General features: G+C 66.9%; 11 protein-coding genes and 1 pseudogene. 4 read left to right on the top strand and 8 right to left on the bottom strand.

Features of this window, described 5'->3' with window-relative positions:
- Positions 1-60 precede the first annotated feature (60 nt).
- On the bottom strand, positions 61-1,476 hold the full coding sequence (locus ACJH5R_RS19680; RefSeq protein ID WP_406759957.1) for an MFS transporter: 1,416 nt from the start codon (positions 1,474-1,476) through the stop codon (positions 61-63).
- Between the two features lie 83 nt (positions 1,477-1,559).
- Positions 1,560-3,731 (bottom strand): excinuclease ABC subunit UvrB, encoded by a 2,172-nt coding sequence (uvrB, locus tag ACJH5R_RS19675; RefSeq protein ID WP_406759916.1) that lies wholly within the window; start codon positions 3,729-3,731, stop codon positions 1,560-1,562.
- A gap of 46 nt (positions 3,732-3,777) precedes the next feature.
- Between uvrB and ACJH5R_RS19670 the strand changes: the two genes are divergently transcribed.
- Positions 3,778-4,317, top strand: a complete 540-nt coding sequence (locus tag ACJH5R_RS19670) for a DUF402 domain-containing protein (protein WP_406782631.1) — start codon at positions 3,778-3,780, stop codon at positions 4,315-4,317.
- Here ACJH5R_RS19670 and ACJH5R_RS19665 read toward each other — a convergent pair.
- From ACJH5R_RS19665 to ACJH5R_RS19655, 3 genes are read right to left on the bottom strand one after another with little or no spacing between them, the layout of a single operon-like run.
- Positions 4,289-7,204, bottom strand: coding sequence for an RND family transporter (locus ACJH5R_RS19665; protein WP_406782630.1), 2,916 nt, complete (start codon positions 7,202-7,204; stop codon positions 4,289-4,291). The two genes, ACJH5R_RS19670 and ACJH5R_RS19665, sit on opposite strands and share 29 nt — an antisense overlap.
- Positions 7,201-7,590, bottom strand: coding sequence for an MmpS family transport accessory protein (locus ACJH5R_RS19660; protein WP_406759956.1), 390 nt, complete (start codon positions 7,588-7,590; stop codon positions 7,201-7,203). The genes ACJH5R_RS19665 and ACJH5R_RS19660 overlap by 4 nt, the downstream gene beginning before the upstream one ends.
- A gap of 60 nt (positions 7,591-7,650) precedes the next feature.
- A complete protein-coding gene (locus ACJH5R_RS19655) occupies positions 7,651-8,250 on the bottom strand; it encodes a TetR family transcriptional regulator (RefSeq protein ID WP_406759913.1) in 600 nt (199 codons plus the stop codon).
- A 130-nt stretch (positions 8,251-8,380) separates the two neighbouring features.
- Between ACJH5R_RS19655 and ACJH5R_RS19650 the strand changes: the two genes are divergently transcribed.
- Positions 8,381-8,821 (top strand): hypothetical protein, encoded by a 441-nt coding sequence (locus tag ACJH5R_RS19650; RefSeq protein WP_406759912.1) that lies wholly within the window; start codon positions 8,381-8,383, stop codon positions 8,819-8,821.
- 18 nt (positions 8,822-8,839) lie between these two features.
- Here the strand turns inward: ACJH5R_RS19650 and coaE are convergent, their stop codons facing one another.
- Entirely contained in the window at positions 8,840-10,057 is a 1,218-nt protein-coding gene (coaE, locus tag ACJH5R_RS19645; protein WP_406782629.1) for a dephospho-CoA kinase, read from the bottom strand.
- 29 nt (positions 10,058-10,086) lie between these two features.
- Positions 10,087-11,526 carry a 30S ribosomal protein S1 gene (gene rpsA, locus ACJH5R_RS19640; RefSeq protein ID WP_046285750.1) on the bottom strand — a complete coding sequence of 480 codons (1,440 nt, stop codon included), beginning with the start codon at positions 11,524-11,526 and terminating at the stop codon, positions 10,087-10,089.
- A 175-nt stretch (positions 11,527-11,701) separates the two neighbouring features.
- On the opposite strand from rpsA, the gene ACJH5R_RS19635 reads away from it, so the two are divergent.
- Entirely contained in the window at positions 11,702-12,829 is a 1,128-nt protein-coding gene (locus tag ACJH5R_RS19635) for a PrsW family intramembrane metalloprotease (protein ID WP_406782664.1), read from the top strand.
- 16 nt (positions 12,830-12,845) lie between these two features.
- Positions 12,846-13,809: pseudogene (locus ACJH5R_RS19630) on the top strand (NAD(P)H-dependent flavin oxidoreductase).
- Positions 13,810-13,815: 6 nt separating this feature from the next.
- Here the strand turns inward: ACJH5R_RS19630 and ACJH5R_RS19625 are convergent.
- A complete protein-coding gene (locus ACJH5R_RS19625; RefSeq protein ID WP_406782628.1) occupies positions 13,816-15,333 on the bottom strand; it encodes an HNH endonuclease signature motif containing protein in 1,518 nt (505 codons plus the stop codon).
- Positions 15,334-15,363: the final 30 nt, after the last annotated feature.

Below are 15,363 nucleotides of genomic sequence, written 5' to 3'. Positions count from 1 at the left end.
CGACATAGCCGCCCACGTCAACGGACTCATTGCCGAGCTCTTGCCGGGGGACCTACCGCCTCAGTCGGCGCCGCCGACGAGTGCACCGGCACCTCGGCTGGCCCGATAGGAGACCACGAATCCCAGGGCGGCGAGCACGGCGAAGATCGCGAACAGCCAGCGGGCCGCGGGCTGTCCGGCGCTCATCGCGGTGTTGACCACCAGGCCGGCAATGCCCGCGCCGAACGCCCCGCCGATCAGCGTGACGGTGTTGACGGCGGCGGCGGCGGTACCGCCCTCGGCGGGATCGTCGACGCAGCTCATCGCCCACGCCGACAGGTGCGGCCAGCCGGCGCCGACGCCGATGCCGACCACCAGCAGTGCCAGCGCCCAGATCGCGCCGACCGCGGTCGGGTTGTAGTGGCTCATCCGGGCGAACGCGACCACCGCCAGACCCGCCGACATCACCAGCGGCGCGGTGATCACCAGGGCGACGACCACCCGCACCTTGCTCACCGACGCGCTGGCGATCTCGCTGAACGTCCAACCGGTCGACAACGCTGCGCCCAGGAAGCCGGCCATCACCGGCGGCAGGTGAGCCAGCCGCTGCCCCAGCAGCGGGATGTACAGGTTGGCCTTCGTGGTGGCCATCAGCAGGCCCAAGGTCAGGTAGATCCACTTCTCCCGGCCCGGGTGGAACGCGCTGGACGGCAGCACCGCCGACGACGAGCGCCGGTCCACGACCAGGAAGACGGCCAGCAGGATCCCGCCGACCAGCAGCAGCCCCATCGCGCCGAGCAGGCTACGCGGCAACTGCGCGACGCTGACCGCCAGCGCGGCGCCGCCCAACAGCAACAGCGACCGCACCGGGAACTTCACCGGCTCGCCGCGGTGCCCGCTGCTCCCGGCCGGCAGCACCACGCTGACCGCCACGCCCATCGCCACGGTCAGTATCGCCATGAGGCCGAACGCCCACCGCCAGATTCCGAACTGGGCGAACAGGCCGCCGGCGGCCGGGCCGACCAGGGTACCGACTCCCCACATGGCCGACACCAGCCCCGACGCCCGGGTCCACAGCCAGCTGGGCAGGACTGCGTTGATCAGCGCCCACCCCAGCCCGGCCAACAGGCCGCCGCCCATGCCCTGCAGGGTGCGGCCGATCAGCAGGACTTCCATCTGGGGCGCCAGCGCACAGAGCACCGTGCCCAGGCCGAACGACGCCAGTCCCATCAGGTAGGCCGAGCGGGACCCCACGCGGACCAGCACCGCGTTGGCCGCGGCCGCGGCCAGCACCGATCCGACCAGGTACAGGGTGGTCACCCAGGCGTAGAACCGCTCACCGCCGATGTCCTTGATGGTGTTGGGCAGCAGGCTGATCGTCAGGAACTCGTTCGTCGCGTACAACGCGACACCGCCGGCCAGCACGGCTGCGGTACCTAGATAGCGCCTACCGAGCAGCTCACGCCAGCTGCCAGCGCTAACAGCGGATTCATGCATCACCGCTTCAGTCAGTTCCACCACCGCTTGCAGTCAATCACGGATCACCATGACACGCGAAAATGGATCGCCTGCCTGGCGCGTCACTTGATGCCGGCCGCGTCCATACCCCGCAATTCCTTCTTGAGGTCGGCGATCTCGTCACGAATCCGGGCCGCCAGCTCAAACTGCAGATCACGCGCCGCGTTCATCATCTGCTCGGTGAGGTCCTTGACCAGGTCGGCCAGTTCGGCCCGGGGCATGTTGCTGGTGTCGCGGCCTTCGATGACCCCGGCGCTGACGGCGCGGCCGGGCTCGCCCTGAGCACGCCGCCCGCGCGAGGAGTTGCGGCCCGACCCGGCGACCTCGATGGATTCGGTGTCCTCCACCTCCCGGTACACCTGGTCGAGGATGTCGGCGATCTTCTTGCGCAGCGGCTGCGGGTCGATGCCGTTCGCCTCGTTGTAGGCGACCTGCTTGGCCCGGCGTCGCTCGGTTTCGTCGATGGCCTCCCGCATGGAGTCGGTGATCTTGTCGGCGTACATGTGCACTTCACCGGAGACGTTGCGGGCGGCGCGGCCGATGGTCTGGATCAGACTGCGGGTGGAACGCAGGAAGCCCTCCTTGTCGGCGTCGAGGATCGACACCAGCGACACCTCCGGCAGGTCCAGGCCCTCCCGCAGCAGGTTGATGCCGATCAGCACGTCGTAGTCGCCGAGCCGCAGTTGCCGCAGCAGCTCCACCCGGCGCAGCGTGTCGACCTCGGAGTGCAGGTAGCGCACCCGGATCCCCATCTCCAGCAGGTAGTCGGTGAGGTCTTCGGACATCTTCTTGGTCAGCGTGGTCACCAGCACCCGCTCGTCGGCCGCGGTGCGCTGGCGGATCTCGGCGATCAGGTCGTCGATCTGGCCCTTGGTGGGCTTGACCACGACCTTGGGGTCCACCAGGCCGGTCGGGCGGATCACCTGCTCGACGAACTCGCCGCCGGCCTGGCTGAGCTCATAGGGGCCCGGGGTGGCCGACATGTAGACCGTCTGACCGATCCGATCGGCGAATTCCTCCCAGGTCAACGGCCGGTTGTCGCATGCCGAGGGCAACCGGAAGCCGAACTCCACCAGATTGCGCTTGCGCGACATGTCGCCCTCGTACATGGCGCCGATCTGCGGCACCGTGACGTGCGACTCGTCGATGATGAGCAGGAAGTCCTCCGGGAAGTAGTCGATCAGCGTGGCCGGCGCCGTGCCGGCGCCCCGACCGTCGATGTGCCGCGAATAGTTCTCGATACCCGAGCAGAAGCCGACCTGGCGCATCATCTCGATGTCGTAGTTGGTACGCATCCGCAGCCGCTGGGCCTCCAGCAGTTTGCCGTGGTTCTCCAAGTCTTCGAGCCGGGCGGCCAGCTCCTCCTCGATGGTGGAGATGGCCTGCGACATCCGTTCCGGGCCGGCGACGTAGTGGGTGGCCGGGAAGATGCGCAGCGAGTCCACCTTGCGCACCACGTCCCCGGTGAGCGGGTGCAGGTAGTACAGCGCCTCGATCTCGTCGCCGAAGTACTCGATGCGGACCGCCAGCTCCTCGTAGGACGGGATGATCTCGACAGTGTCGCCCCGCACCCGGAACGAGCCGCGGGTGAACGCCATGTCATTGCGGGTGTACTGCACATCGACCAGCAGCCGCAGCAGGGCGTCGCGCGGCACCTCCGCGCCGACCTGCAGCTCGACGGAGCGGTCCAGGTAGGACTGCGGCGTGCCCAGGCCGTAGATGCAGGACACCGAGGCGACCACCACCACGTCACGCCGGGACAGCAGGCTGGAGGTCGCCGAGTGGCGCAGCCGCTCAACGTCGTCGTTGATCGAGCTGTCCTTCTCGATGTAGGTGTCGGTCTGCGCGATATAGGCTTCCGGCTGGTAGTAGTCGTAGTACGAGACGAAGTACTCGACGGCGTTGTGCGGCAACATCTCTCGCAGCTCGTTGGCCAGCTGCGCGGCCAGCGTCTTGTTAGGCGCCATCACCAGGGTGGGGCGCTGCAGCCGTTCGATCAGCCAGGCTGCGGTGGCCGATTTGCCGGTGCCGGTGGCGCCCAGCAGCACCACGTCCTTCTCCCCCGAGGTGATGCGGCGTTCCAGGTCGGCGATGGCGGCCGGCTGGTCGCCGGCCGGCTGGTACTCGCTGACGACGTCGAACCGGCCGCCGGCACGGACGATGCCCTCGACGGCGTCACCGGCGGGCCGGTACTCCGAATGCGCGACGATAGGGTGTTCGGTTGCGAAGGCCACGGAAACCAGAGTAGGCCCGGCCTCCGACAGCGAGAGGCGGCCAGCGGTGCATCCACCCAAGGAAGAGACCTTCGACCTGCGCGGCTACACCAACACCGACCCCAAAGGGGTGGTGCGCGCCGTCGACGTCTACTCGGTGCATCCGTGGGGTCTGTACCTGGCGCGCCCCACCCCGGGCCGGGCCCAGTTCCACTACCTGGAGTCCTGGCTGCTGCCGTCGCTGGGTCTGCGCGCGACCGTCTTCCACTTCAGCCCGGGCTATGAGCGCGACCAGGACTTTTACCTCGACGTCGGCGAGTACACCGCGGGACCGCAGCGCTGGCACTCCCGGGACCACTACCTGGACCTGGTGGTCCGCACCGCGTCCGGCGTCGAGCTCGCCGACACCGACGAGCTGATGGCCGCCGTCGCCGAGGGCCTGCTGAGTCAGCACGACGCCGAGCAGGCGGTGCTACACACGGTGGCCGCCGTCGACGGGCTGGCCCGCAACGGCTACGACCTGCACCGGTGGCTGGCCGGCCAGGGCATGCCGGTGACCTGGCCGGTCAGCGATGGGCTCAGGGGGTCGCCACCGGGATCTCGGTAGTCACCGGGTCGTCGGCCGCGGGTTCGGCCCCGCCGTCGACCACGGCCGGCCGGTTGCGGGTGAGCGACGAGGTGGGCAGCACCTTGATCGGCCACCAGAACCAGCGGCCCAGCAGCGCCGCGATCGACGGCGTCATGAACGCCCGGATGATGAAGGTGTCGAACAGCAGACCCAGGCAGATCGCGGTTCCGGACTGACCGATCGAGACCAGGTCACTGCTGATCATCGCCCCCATGGTGAACGCGAACACCAGCCCCGCCTGGGTGGCCACGCTGCCCGAACCCCCGACGCCGCGGATGATCGCCGTATTCATCCCGGCGCCGAGTTCTTCCTTGAATCGGGACACCAGTAGCAGGTTGTAGTCCGATCCCACCGCCAACAGGATGATCACGGTGAACGGCAGCACGAACCAGTGCAGTTGCAGGCCGAGGATGTGCTGCCAGATCAGCACCGACAACCCGAACGACGAGCCCAGCGAGACCGCGATCGTTCCGACGATCACCGCGGCCGCCACGAGGCTGCGGGTCAGCACCAGCATGATGATCATGATCAGGCACAGCGACGCCATCACCGCGAGCATCATGTCGTATCGCAGGAACTCGCCGATGTCGTGATAGGTCGGCGCCGTTCCGCCGATGTAGACCCGGGCGCCCTGGAGCGGGGTGCCCTTGATCGCCGCCTTGGCCGCGGTCAGCTCCTCCTCGGTCTTGGACAGCGCCGCGTTGCCGGCCGGGTCACCCTCGTGGGTGACGATGATCTGCGCGGACTTACCGTCCGGCGAGACCATCAACTTGAGGCCCTTCTGGAAGTCGGCGTTGTCGAAGGCCTCCGGCGGCAGATAGAAGAAGTCGTCGTTCTTCGCGGCGTCGAAGGCCTGCCCCATGACGGTCGCGGTGTCGGTCATCCGCGCCATCTGGTTGATCATCCCGTTGAACGTGCTGTACATCGTCAGCATCGTTTCGCGGATGTCCTTGGAAATGGCGATCATCGGCGGCAGCTGCGCCACCATCTGCGGCATCAGGGTGTCCATGTGCTCCAGGTCGCCCAGCATCGCCGTCATCTTGTCGCTGAGGTTGTCGACCCCGTCGAGCCCATCGAAGATCGACCGCAACGACCAGCACATCGGGATGCCAGAGCAGTGCGGCTCCCAGTAGAAGTAGTTGCGCATCGGACGCCAGAAGTCGTCGAAATCAGCCATGTGGTCCCGCATTTCATCGGTGACCTGCTTCATCTCGGTGGTGTGGCCCACCATGTCGTGGGTGACACCGGCCTGCTCCGACATCAGGGCGTGCATGCGCTCCATGATCTCGATCATCGAACCGAGCTGGTCGGTCATGTGCAGCATGTCGGCCATCCGGCCCTTGAGGTAGTCCAGGTTCTCGGTGATGGGCACCGACTGCATGCTGAGCTGGAACGGCACCGAGCTGTGGTCGATCGGCGCTCCCAGCGGCCGAGTGATGCTCTGTACCTTGTCGATTCCGTCCAGGCGGAAGATGTTCTTGGCGATCCGATCCAGCACCAGCATGTTGCCCGGCGTCCGCAGATCCTGATCGGTCTCGACGAGCACGATGTCGGGGTTCATCCGGGCCTTGGAGAAGTGCCGATACGACGCCTCATAGCCCTGAATCGACGGCAGGCTTTTGGGGATGTAGTACTGGTCGTTGTAGTTCACCGAGTACGACGGCAGCACGCCGATGCCGATCAGGGCGACGATCATGGTCACCACGAAGATCGGCCCGGGCCACCGCACGATCGCGGTCCCGATCCGGCGCCAGCCCCGCGCCGAGAGTTTCCGCTTGGACTCCAGCAGGCCGAATCGAGTGCCCAGCAGCAGCACCGCCGGGGTGATCGTCATGGCCGCGGCGACCACGACCAGCATGCCCACCGCGCACGGCACACCCATGGACGCGAAGTACGGCAGCCGGGTGAACTTCAGGCAGAACGTGGCGCCGGCGATGGTCAGACCCGAACCCAGCACCACGTGCGAAACACTGTGGTACGTAGTGAAATACGCCGTGATGCGGTCTTGTCCCGCCGCCCTGGCCTCCTGATAGCGACCGATGAAGAAGATCGCGTAGTCGGTACCGGCGGCGATCGCCAGCGAGGTCAGCAGGCTCACCGCGAACGTGGACAGCCCCATGATCTCGAAGTGGCCCAGAACGGCCACGATCCCGCGCGCCGCGCCCAGTTCGACGAAGACGGTGAACAAGATCAGCAGCACCGTCGCGATCGAGCGGTAGATCAGCAGCAGCATGACCGTGATCACCACGAAGGTGATCGCCGTCATCTTGAGCATGCTCTCGTCGCCGGCGTCGTTCATGTCCATGGTCAGTGCGGCCTGACCGGTCACGTAGACATGCAGCCCGGGCGGCGGCGCGCTGCCGTCGACGATGTCGCGCACCGACTGCACCGATTCCTTGCCGGTGGTGGTGCCCTGGTCGCCGACCAGGTTCAGCTGCACATAGGCGGCCTTGTCGTCCATGCTCTGAGCGCCACCGGCGGTGATCCGGTCGCCCCAGAAGTCCTGCACGTACTCGACGTGCTCGGTGTCGGCCCGCAGCTTCTCCACCAAGCCGTGGTAGTAGGTGCGCGCCTGATCGCCGAGCGGCTCGTCGCCCTCCAGCAGGACCATCACCATGCTGTCGGAGTCGAACTGCTCGAAGTTGGCGCCCTGCTTCTTGATCGCCGTGTAGGACTGGGCGTCCTTGGCCGCCAACGACACCGAGTGCGCCTTGCCGACCTCTTCGAGCTGCGGCACAACGACGTTGACGACGACGGTCAGCGCCAGCCACGCCACCACGACCAGCAGCGGGACGCGGTGAATGAACCGCGCGACCCGGGAATGGGTGGTCTGGGCGTTTTCGGCTTTGGTAGTCACGTCGCTCATGCGGATTTCACCAGGCAGAAGACTTGGGCGTTATGGGTGTCGACGGTCTGCTCGTCGCGGACCTCGCCGTTGACGGTGATGCGGCAGCCGATCGAGCTGCTGTCGCCCTGGGCGACCACGTTGGCGAAGATGGACGTCAGCTTGGTCGAGATGGTGAACGACCACGGCAGGTTCGTGAAATCGGCACGCTGCGGCTGCGAGTTCTCGTCAAGGTAGTTCACCTGGCCGGCCGTCCCCTCGGGTCCGAACACTTCGTAGATGACGTCTTTGGGAATGACGGGTCTGGATTCGTCGATGAAGGCGGTCGACGCGGGTTTGGGCGCCATCACCGCGTGGATGCGAAAACCCGCAAACCCCGCCAGCGTCGCCACCAGCACCACGACCATAGGAATCCAGGCACGCTTCACGAAGTCAAAAATGTTCTTACCCTCTCGCTTTCGCGGTTCTTAGCGGCACTGCAGGGGTTCGAGCAGGCTCACACAGCGCCGGACTTCGTCCGACAACGAACCGGCACCCGGATCCCGCGACCAGCGCTGGATGCCGGTGTTCGCCGTCGCCATCACCGCGCTGGCGATGACCTCGACGCGCCGATCGTCGCTGGGCAGCCGCAGACGCTGGGCGATCAGCTCGGCCAGCTGCGTTTCCAGCTCGGCCAGTTCGGCGGTGTGCAGCCGGAGCAGCTCCGGGATCTCGCAGATCATCCGCAGCAGCGTCGTGAGGCCGACCGAATTCTCGGTATGGACCTCGATGTGGTTGATGACCAGTTCGACCACGTCGGCCATCAGACGATCTGCGCCCGGCCCACCCCGCACCACGGCACTGAGCTCCGGGTCGAACGGCGGGAACGGCAGCACCACCGACGTTTCCTTGTTGGGGAAATAGTTGAAGAAGGTGCGCACACAGACGCCGGCCCGCTCGCTGATCATCGGCACCGTCACCGCGTCGTAACCCTGCTCGGCGATCAATTCGACCGCCGCACGATGGATGGCCGCTTCGGTTTCGCGCCGCCGGCGTTCTCTCAGCGAGCTGACCTGCGGCGCATCCACTCGCAAATCATTGCACACAATGCAAACTTTGCGCGCCATGCAATTTTTGTGATTCCGGTCGCTCGGGGGCGCCGACTGTGACGCGTGCTATGCCGGGGCCTTCGGCGTGACCGCGCTAAACTGCGCTGATATGAACGCCAAACTGCGAATCGGTGTCGCCGTTGCCACCACCGCAGCCGTGCTCGGGTGCGGTCAGCTGATCCCGGCGCCGGCGGGGGCCGATGACAACGACAACACCACCGAGCTGCACAACGTGACCTACATCGCGAAGGTCGACGCCTGGTCCAGCGGCAACGTGGTCACCTTCATGCGCAACGACTACGAGACCTCCAGCGCGGACCTCGACGCATTCGGCACCCCGTTCGAGGCGAACACCGTGATGACCGACCCCAGCAAGGCCGGCATGGTGATCCGGCTGCGCTTCCCGACCACCGCGACCGTGCATTGCGAGATCAAGGTCGACGACGTCACCACGGTCAAGAGCGAGCGCTTCATCAACACCTGGGGCAACACCAACGACCCCCACACCGGCGCGATGCTGTGCGGCGCGCTGATCAGCAGCATGGCTTAGAGCGGCCGGTAAGCCTTTCTAAGGACGCCACCCGGTGTCGTCGGCCCAGGCCCACGCGCGGCGATAGGCGGTGTCGAACCAGGGTTCCTTGACGTCGGCGTAGGCGTCGATGCCGCCGTCGACGCCCGCGCGTTCGGCGTCGCGTTTGACCGCCAGGTACTCGGCCCGAGCCTCGGAGTCCGCGGACAACCAGGCCGGAAACAGTAGGGCGAACTGCTGATTGGGCCGGCCCTGGACCCGGATGTGCACGTTGGTGGCCCGCCCAGGGTCGGCGGAGGCGTGAAACCGCTTCTGCCACAACGCCGGGTCATCGGTGTGATCGAATTCGGCGACGGTGCTGCGGGCATCGGGCTTGCCGCTGTCGGCGGTGATCGCCTCTTTGCGCGGATACCCGGCGCTCAAGAGAGACTCGGCGAGTTCGTCGGCCATCGCCAAGGATTCGACCGTGACCTGCACGTCGATAACGTCTTTGGCGTCCAGGCCGGCCACCGCGGTGGACCCGATGTGATCAACGCGGATCGCCCGGTGACCACAAGTGGTGCGCAGCCGGGCCAGAATGCGCTGCGCCTGATCGGGCCAGGTCGGATCCGCCGGCATCAGCTGCGTCGGGGACGGCACTGTTTGGCCGGTGGCGAGGTTGTGCGCGAATGGCAGGATCCGCTGATGCCACAGCTCGAGCGCCTGCTTCGCCAACTCCTCCGGGTCACCGGAATTGTCCAGCCAGACGTCGGCGACATCGCGCCGCTGCGGCTCGGTGGCCTGCGCGGCGATCCGGGCCCGCGCGTCGGCCTCCGACATCCCGCGGTATTCGGTCAGCCGAGTCACTCGAGTCTCGACGTCCGCGTGCACCACGATCACCAACGGAAACAGCGGCGCCATCTGGGATTCGACCAGCAGCGGGATGTCCTCGATGATGACGGCTTCATCGCCGGCCGCTGCAATCAGCTCGGAGCGGCGGTGCGCCACCAGCGGATGCACGATGCCGTTGAGGGTGGCCCGCTTGTCGTCGTCACTGAACGCGATCGCTGCCAGCGCCGGACGGTCCAAAGCTCCATCTGGAAGCAGGATGCCCGGCCCGAAGGCCTCGACCAATTTGGCGAGGCCTTCGGTACCGGGCTCCACTACTTCACGGGCGATGACGTCACCGTCGACGATGACGCCACCCTGGCGGTTGAAGGTAGCCGACACCGTCGACTTACCGGCGCCGATACCGCCGGTCAGACCGATACGCAGCATCTGCGCCCCTTCAACTCGCTGGGCGCGAATTACGCGCTGTTACCGGCGAGCTTCTCACGCAGTGCGGCGAGCTGCTCGTCGCTGGCCAGCGAGCCACCGGCCGGAGCCTCGTCGCGGTGCGAACCGTTGGCACCCGAGCGCGGCTCGGCGTGCTCGGCAGCGGCGAACTTCTCCATCTGCGCGGTGTGCATCTTGTGACGACGCTCGGCCTCGGCGTAACGGGCCTCCCACTCGGTGCGCTGCTTGTCGAAACCTTCGATCCACTCGTTGGTCTCGGCGTCGAAGCCCTCGGGGAAGATGTAGTTGCCCTGCTCGTCGTAGCTGTCGGCCATGCCGTACTTCGAGGGGTCGAACTCCTCGGTGTAGTCCTCGTTGGCCTGCTTGAGGCTCAGCGAGATCCGGCGGCGGTCCAGGTCGATGTCGATGACCTTGACCATGGCGTCGTCGCCGACCGCAACCACCTGGTCCGGGACCTCGACGTGGTGCTCAGCCAGCTCGGAGATGTGCACCAGGCCCTCGATGCCCTCCTCGACGCGGACGAACGCACCGAACGGCACCAGCTTGGTGACCTTGCCCGGCACGATCTGACCGATCGCGTGGGTGCGGGCGAAGTGGCGCCACGGGTCTTCCTGGGTGGCCTTGAGCGACAGCGAAACCCGCTCGCGGTCCATGTCGACGTCGAGCACCTCGACGGTGACCTCGTCGCCCACCTGAACGACCTCGGACGGGTGGTCGATGTGCTTCCAGGACAGCTCGGAGACGTGCACCAGGCCGTCCACGCCGCCCAGGTCGACGAAGGCGCCGAAGTTGACGATCGAGGACACGACACCCTTGCGGACGGCGCCCTTCTGCAGCTGGTTGAGGAACTCGCTGCGCACCTCGGACTGGGTCTGCTCCAGCCAGGCGCGGCGCGACAGCACCACGTTGTTGCGGTTCTTGTCCAGCTCGATGATCTTGGCTTCGATCTCCTTGCCGATGTACGGCTGCAGGTCGCGAACCCGGCGCATCTCCACCAGCGAGGCCGGCAGGAAGCCGCGCAGACCGATGTCGAGGATCAGGCCGCCCTTGACGACCTCGATGACGGTGCCCTTGACGGCCTCGTCCTTCTCCTTGAGCTCTTCGATCGTGCCCCAGGCGCGCTCGTACTGGGCGCGCTTCTTGGACAGGATCAGACGACCCTCTTTGTCCTCTTTGGTCAGGACCAGGGCCTCGACCTCATCACCGACGGACACCACCTCGTGGGGGTCGACGTCGTGCTTGATGGACAGTTCGCGGGAGGGGATGACCCCTTCGGTCTTGTAACCGATGTCGAGCAGGACCTCGTCCCGGTCAACCTTGACGATCGTCCCCTCGACGATGTCGCCATCGTTGAAGTACTTGATCGTTTTGTCGATGGCGGCGAGAAAATCCTCGGCCGAGCCGATGTCGTTGACGGCTACTTGCGGCGAGGTGACGGTGGGACTTGGCATGTGTTGGGTTGCTCCGGACATTTTGACGTAGTAGGGACTCAGGTGTTGTCACGCATGCTGGGCACGCGGTGGCCCGCGATCTTGGTCTAGGCCTAGTCGAGGACTACCTGTTGAGGCTACTCGACGCGTTGCACGCTGGACAAACCGGTGGCTACGCTCCCTCGCTATGCCACAGATGCGGAACCGGCGAAAAGTCGGAGCGCCGCTCATCGTCATTGTCCTGCTCGCCATCCTCACGGCGTTCTTGTTGCTGCTGTTCACCGCGGCCAACCCGGGCGGGACACTGACCGCGCTGGTACTGGCGAGCATGTCGATGCTGGTGGTGCTGCTGTGCTACCGGTGGCTGGACCGCTGGGAGCCCGAGCCGCGCCGACTGTTGCAACTGGCGTTCCTGTGGGGCGCGTCGGTGGCCGTGGTGCTGGCGGTGGGCCTGGAGACGTTCGGCTCATCGGTGGCCACCGTGCGGCCGCTGGTGTCGAAGACCTTCGATATGGCGGCCATCCAGGCGCCGTTCATCGAGGAGGCCGCGAAGGGGCTGTTCCTGCTGGTCATGCTGACCGGGCGCCGGCGGCTGGCGCTGAACTCGCTGACCGACTGCATGGTCTACGCGGGCGTCGTGGCGGTGGGTTTCGCCTGGATGGAAGACATTGTCTACATCGCGCCGGCCGAGTCACCGGCCAAGATGGCCGCGGTGGCCATCGCCCGGCTGATCTTCGGCCCGTTCGCCCACCCGCTGTTCACCACGATGACCGGTATCGGGGTGTTCTTCGCGCTGCGCCGCCACGGGTTCTGGTCGAAGGCCGTCGTGATCCTGATCGGCTACCTGGCCGCGGTGGCGATGCACGCCTCGTGGAACGCCTCGCTGGCGATGGGCGGCGGGCAGCTCTTCCTGATCACGTACGTGTTCTGGCTGGTTCCGGTGTTCCTGCTGATGGTGCTGCTGGGCATGTTGAGCCGCCGACACGAACAGCAGCTGGTCGCGAGCAAGCTGCCCGGCATGGTGGCCGGGGGCCTGATCAGCGCCAACGAGGCGACCTGGCTGGGGTCGATCCGCACTCGGAAGCTGGCGATCCGCGAGGCCACCCGCATCGGCGGCCGACCCGCGGGCAAGGCGGTCAAGAAGTTCGCCGTCCAGGTGGTCCAGCTGGCCTTCATCAGGGACCGGATCGACCGCGGCTTCGGCGACCCCGAGGTGTTCGCGGTGCAGCAGGAGGACGCCTACGGGGTGGTGGCCGCCCGAACGGCCGCACCGGTGCTGTACACCATGGCCGGGTATCACTCCCCCTTGCCGGTGCGGCGCTGATCCCAGGGGCATCGCGATGTCGCTGCGCAACCGCCTCACCGAGTTCCTGGGTATCGACCACCCGATCGTGCTGGCGCCCATGGCGCAGGCATCCGGTGGCCGGCTCGCCGCGGCAGTCACCCGTGCCGGTGGGCTCGGTCTGCTCGGCGGGGGCTACGGCGAACTCGACTGGGTGCGGCGCGAGTTCGATGTCGCCGGCGACACACGCGTCGGGTGCGGCTTCATCACCTGGAGCCTGACCCGCTCGCCGGAGGCTCTCTCCGTCGCCCTCAACCGGAGCCCGGCGGCGATAATGCTGTCCTTCGGTGACCCCGAGCCCTTCGCCGGCGACATCCACGACGCGGGCGTTCCGCTGATCTGCCAGGTGCAGACCCTGGAGCAGGCGCATGCCGCGCTGCGGGCGGGAGCGAAAGTCATCGTGGCCCAGGGCGCCGAGGCCGGCGGCCACGGCATGTCCACCCGCTCGACTCTGACGTTTGTCCCCGCCGTCGCCGACCTCGTGGCCGAGCACTCGCCGGAAACATTCGTACTGGCCGCCGGCGGTATCGCCGACGGCCGCGGGGTGGCCGCGGCGCTGGCCCTCGGCGCCGACGGAGTCTTGGTTGGCACTCGGTTCTGGGCCTCCAGCGAGGCACTCGTGTCGCCCGGCGCGCACGAGCGCGCCATCCGAGCCAGCGGCGAAGACACCATCCGCACCCGCGTCTACGACGTTGTGCGACAACTCGTTTGGCCCCCACTATGACGAGCGGGCGCTGGTCAACGCGTTCCTGCAGAGCTGGCACGGCGACGACAGCCGCTTGCTGGCCAACCTGCCCGAAGCCATCGCCGCCTTCCAGGCGGGGCTCGACGCGGCGGACTTCGACATTGCGCACATCCTCATCGGCGAGGCCGTCGGCCTCATCCACGACGTTCTGCCGGCGGGTGCCATCGTGACGCAGATGGTGCACGACGCCACCCGAATTCTGAACCGCGGCTCCTGACCGCCGTTAGAAGGGCGGTGGGTCGTCGGGGTCGATGCCGGGGGCTACTTTCGGGAACCAGACAGTGTCGAGTGCGGCGCGTCGGGCTTGGCGGGCCTTGTGGTTCTGGTTGCGTTCGGTGGCGATGCGGGCCGCGCGGTGTTGGGCGCGGGTGCGCCGGCGGCGGGGCATCATCGCGGTGCGATCACCACAGCGGTCATCATCGCGTCGCAGCGGTGCCGGCAGTTCCCCGGTAGGTGCGCACAAGTGCGGGAACAGCCACGAACTGCCCGGGGTGGTGACATAGGTCTGCCCCGACGGCGAAGTCAAAATCACCGTCCCATCGGGCAGCTGCTGATCCCGCCACCCCCAAAACGTCTTCACCAAATGATGCGTACGGCAATAACATTTGAGGTTCGACGCATGCGTGAACCCACCGTCACCGTAGGCAACCGTATGGTCCAGATCGCACTCTGCCGCCGGACGGTCACACCCCGGCCAGCGGCACGTCATGTCCCGGCACCGCACAAAATCCGCCAGCGCCTTCGAGGGCACATACCCCGGCTCGGGCGGGGCATCGCTGGGGTGCACCAACGACACCAACCGGGCCGATCGGGCGAGCTCGGCGATCAACTCCGGCGGGATCAATCCGTCAGAGCCGACTAACGAGCCCGGCCCATCACCAGTCCCCTCGACGGTGGCCTGCTCGGCCATCACATAAATCACCACCGGCGAGGCCGCCGCACGCCCCCCGGCGGCGCAATCCGGGCGCCCGCAGCGGCACCCCAGCCGATCCGCCCGCGCCGCCAACGCCCCCATCGCATCGGCACGGCGCTGCGCACGACTGCGCGGATCGTGTTCGCACACCGTGGCCGCCAACGCATCCAGCGCCTTGTCCAGGGCACGGGCATCAGGGGTGAACACGCTGCCGTAAACCTCCGAGAGCCCGCCCTCTTGGTCCGCAAACCCGATCTTGCGCTCCACCTGGCGCTCCTTGCGGCGCCGCACCGCATCAGCGTCGGCCTTGGCCACGATCTTGTCGACCTTGCCGGCCAACCGACTCCGGGTCAGGGACGGCCAACGCACCACCTGCGCCGCCAACTGCCCATCGACCAGCGCCAACACCTCACGATCAGCAATCAGATCCGTGCGATACACCAGCGTCTGAAACAGACGAATATCGATATCGCCAGCCTTGAACACCTCAGCCACCTGCGGCAACTGCTCCCGCATCGCCCGCGCATACCGCAACCGGCTCGCCGCCAACCCCTGACTGATCCGCAACGCCGCCGCCACCTCAGCAGCCACCGCCGCCTCGGTATCGACCGCCCACGCCTCGGTTTCACCACACCGACTCAAGCGCAGCGCGAACAACTCCCCGATCGCCACCAACTGCGCCGCCGCCGCCCGATTCTCCGCCCGACCCGCCACACAAACCCGCTCCACCAACACCGCCGACTCCGGCGTCACCGACGGATAACGCCGCTCAAACCGCTCACTAAGCCGCGCGACCGACTCCACGGAGGGAAACGTTCTTTCGAACATACGTTCGATTGTACGCGTCTCCCCCGACAG

This window comes from Mycobacterium sp. SMC-19 (genome assembly GCF_045310815.1).
Classification (GTDB): domain Bacteria; phylum Actinomycetota; class Actinomycetes; order Mycobacteriales; family Mycobacteriaceae; genus Mycobacterium.
The sequence above is the reverse complement of the archived record's forward strand: the minus strand, read 5'-3'. Positions and strand labels throughout refer to the sequence as shown.

What these genes read in the sequence shown, in the direction of transcription:
- ACJH5R_RS19680 (WP_406759957.1), bottom strand. Translation starts at nt 1,476, where the DNA reads ATGCATGAATCCGCTGTTAGCGCTGGCAGCTGGCGTGAGCTGCTCGGT.
- ACJH5R_RS19665 (WP_406782630.1), bottom strand. Translation starts at nt 7,204, where the DNA reads ATGAGCGACGTGACTACCAAAGCCGAAAACGCCCAGACCACCCATTCC.
- ACJH5R_RS19660 (WP_406759956.1), bottom strand. Translation starts at nt 7,590, where the DNA reads ATGGTCGTGGTGCTGGTGGCGACGCTGGCGGGGTTTGCGGGTTTTCGC.
- ACJH5R_RS19650 (WP_406759912.1), top strand. Translation starts at nt 8,381, where the DNA reads ATGAACGCCAAACTGCGAATCGGTGTCGCCGTTGCCACCACCGCAGCC.
- coaE (WP_406782629.1), bottom strand. Translation starts at nt 10,057, where the DNA reads ATGCTGCGTATCGGTCTGACCGGCGGTATCGGCGCCGGTAAGTCGACG.
- rpsA (WP_046285750.1), bottom strand. Translation starts at nt 11,526, where the DNA reads ATGCCAAGTCCCACCGTCACCTCGCCGCAAGTAGCCGTCAACGACATC.
- ACJH5R_RS19635 (WP_406782664.1), top strand. Translation starts at nt 11,702, where the DNA reads ATGCGGAACCGGCGAAAAGTCGGAGCGCCGCTCATCGTCATTGTCCTG.
- ACJH5R_RS19625 (WP_406782628.1), bottom strand. Translation starts at nt 15,333, where the DNA reads ATGTTCGAAAGAACGTTTCCCTCCGTGGAGTCGGTCGCGCGGCTTAGT.